This window comes from Sphingomonas sp. DMC8 (assembly GCF_056314185.1).
Window position 1 is genome coordinate 2,501 of sequence record NZ_JBQUYV010000015.1, and the last position, 3,262, is coordinate 5,762.

At 54.8% G+C, this 3,262-nt stretch carries 1 tRNA gene and 2 rRNA genes; all 3 read left to right on the top strand.

The features are described from left to right. The first annotated feature begins 61 nt into the window (after positions 1 to 61). Positions 62 to 2,853 (top strand): 23S ribosomal RNA (locus ACT53K_RS19300). Between the two features lie 109 nt (positions 2,854 to 2,962). Continuing rightward, positions 2,963 to 3,077, top strand: a 5S ribosomal RNA gene (gene rrf / locus ACT53K_RS19305). A gap of 86 nt (positions 3,078 to 3,163) precedes the next feature. Further along, positions 3,164 to 3,240 (top strand) — tRNA-Met (locus ACT53K_RS19310). Positions 3,241 to 3,262 lie beyond the last annotated feature (22 nt).

Sequence of the window (3,262 nt, forward strand, 5' to 3'; positions counted from 1 at the left end):
TGCTCTGCCGAGTTGGTGTTCTTTGTGAACGCCCAGCGTTGTCGTTGGTGGTGTGGACTCTCAAGCGTGAGGTAAGGGCATTTGGTGGATGCCTTGGCATGTACAGGCGATGAAGGACGTGGCACGCTGCGATAAGCGTCGGTGAGCTGTGAGCAAGCTTTGACCCGACGATTTCCGAATGGGGAAACCCACCTTCACCAATTAATTCAGCCGACTGGTAACGGTCGTCCGAGTTAATTGGGGCAAGGTATCACCGAAGTGAATACATAGCTTTGGTGAAGCGAACCCGGAGAACTGAAACATCTCAGTACCCGGAGGAAAAGACATCAACCGAGATTCCGTTAGTAGTGGCGAGCGAACGCGGACCAGGCCAGTGCCTTCAATTCAACTAGCAGAAGCTTCTGGAAAGTAGCGCCATAGCGGGTGACAGCCCCGTATGCGAAAGTGATGTTGAAGGACTCGAGTAGGGCGGGACACGTGAAATCCTGTCTGAACATGGGGGGACCACCCTCCAAGCCTAAATACTCGTACATGACCGATAGCGAACTAGTACCGTGAGGGAAAGGTGAAAAGCACCCCGATGAGGGGAGTGAAACAGTACCTGAAACCGAATGCCTACAAGCAGTGGGAGGGGCTTTAAGCCCTGACCGCGTACCTCTTGCATAATGGGTCTGTGACTTAATGTATCAAGCAAGCTTAAGCCGATAGGTGTAGGCGCAGCGAAAGCGAGTCTGAATAGGGCGACTGAGTTTGATGCATTAGACCCGAAACCCGGCGATCTATGCATGACCAGGATGAAGGTGGGGTAACACCCACTGGAGGTCCGAACCGATTAACGTTGAAAAGTTACCGGATGAGTTGTGCTTAGGGGTGAAAGGCCAATCAAGCCGGGAAATAGCTGGTTCTCCGCGAAAACTATTGAGGTAGTGCCTCGGATGAACACCCTAGGGGGTAGAGCACTGGATGGATGCGGGGGTCGCGAGATCTACCAACTCTAACCAAACTCCGAATACCTAGGAGTGATATCCGGGAGACAGACGGCGGGTGCTAAGGTCCGTCGTCAAAAGGGAAACAGCCCTGACCTACAGCTAAGGTCCCCAAGTCACGTCTAAGTGGGAAAGCATGTGGGAATCCCAAAACAACCAGGAGGTTGGCTTAGAAGCAGCCATCCTTTAAAGAAAGCGTAACAGCTCACTGGTCTAAATAAGGGTTCCTGCGGCGAAGATGTAACGGGGCTCAAGACGTGCACCGAAGCTTAGGGTGTGGATTTATCCACGCGGTAGCGGAGCGTTCCGTAAGCCTGTGAAGTGGAAGGGTAACCGACCATGGAGGTATCGGAAGTGCGAATGCAGACATGAGTAGCGATAAAGAGGGTGAGATGCCCTCTCGCCGAAAGACCAAGGGTTCCTGCGCAAGGCTAATCCGCGCAGGGTGAGCCGGCCCCTAAGACGAGCCCGAAGGGGGTAGTCGATGGGAACCACGTTAATATTCGTGGGCCTGGTGGTGTGTGACGGATTGCGTAAGTTGTCAGTTCTTATCGGATTGAACTGGCTTCGAAGCAGTCCCGGGAAATAGCCCCACCGTATAGACCGTACCCGAAACCGACACAGGTGGTCTGGTAGAGTATACCAAGGCGCTTGAGAGAAGTGTCCTGAAGGAACTCGGCAAATTGCCTCCGTACCTTCGGAAGAAGGAGGCCCTGCTTCTGGGCAACCAGTTGCAGGGGGCACAGGCCAGGGGGTAGCGACTGTTTAGCAAAAACACAGGGCTCTGCTAAGTCGGCTTCAAGACGACGTATAGGGCCTGACGCCTGCCCGGTGCCTGAAGGTTAAGTGGAGGAGTGCAAGCTCCGAAATGAAGCCCAGGTAAACGGCGGCCGTAACTATAACGGTCCTAAGGTAGCGAAATTCCTTGTCGGGTAAGTTCCGACCTGCACGAATGGCGTAACGACTTCCCCACTGTCTCCAGGACATGCTCAGCGAAATTGAATTCTCCGTGAAGATGCGGAGTACCCGCGGTTAGACGGAAAGACCCCGTGCACCTTTACTGCAGCTTCAGAGTGGCAGTGGAGAACAACTGTGTAGAATAGGTGGGAGGCTTTGAAGCACCGGCGCCAGCTGGTGTGGAGCCACCAAGTGAAATACCACCCTGTTGTTCTTTACTGTCTAACCTCGCACCGTCATCCGGTGCAGGGACCCTCTGTGGCGGGTAGTTTGACTGGGGCGGTCGCCTCCCAAAGAGTAACGGAGGCGCGCGAAGGTTGGCTCAGGCCGGTTGGAAACCGGCTGTTAGAGTGCAATGGCATAAGCCAGCCTGACTGCGAGACTGACAAGTCGAGCAGAGACGAAAGTCGGTCATAGTGATCCGGTGGTCCCTCGTGGAAGGGCCATCGCTCAACGGATAAAAGGTACGCCGGGGATAACAGGCTGATAACCCCCAAGAGCTCATATCGACGGGGTTGTTTGGCACCTCGATGTCGGCTCATCACATCCTGGGGCTGGAGCAGGTCCCAAGGGTTTGGCTGTTCGCCAATTAAAGTGGTACGTGAGCTGGGTTCAGAACGTCGCGAGACAGTTTGGTCCCTATCTGCCGTGGGCGTCGAAATTTGAGAGGAGTTGACCCTAGTACGAGAGGACCGGGTTGAACATACCTCTGGTGTACCTGTCGTCGTGCCAACGGCGCAGCAGGGTAGCTATGTATGGACGGGATAACCGCTGAAAGCATCTAAGCGGGAAGCCTCCCTCGAGATAAGATTTCATAGAGCGGTCGAAGACCACGACCTTGATAGATCGGATGTGGAAGCGCGGTAACGCGTGGAGCTAACCGATACTAATTGCTCTTTTCGCGCTTGAGAGTTTCACACCCCCATCGACAACCCTGGGTTGTCATGCAGGGTGGATGACAATCCAGCCTTTGTGCACGATTTGAAACCCATTTCCCAAACGCCACACCGGCTTCATTGCTTGGTGGCCATAGCGTCTGTGACCCACCCGATCCCATCCCGAACTCGGCCGTGAAACCAGACAGCGCCGATGGTACTATTGCTCAAGCAATGGAAGAGTAGGTCGCCGCCAGGCATTGAAGCCCGTGTCGCGCTTGCGGAAATACACCAAAAACCCATTCACATGTCCCCCGTTCTGCCCCAAAGGGCAACCAGCATTGGCGCGGGGTGGAGCAGCCCGGTAGCTCGTCAGGCTCATAACCTGAAGGCCGCAGGTTCAAATCCTGCCCCCGCAACCAATCCAACACACACACCAAACCG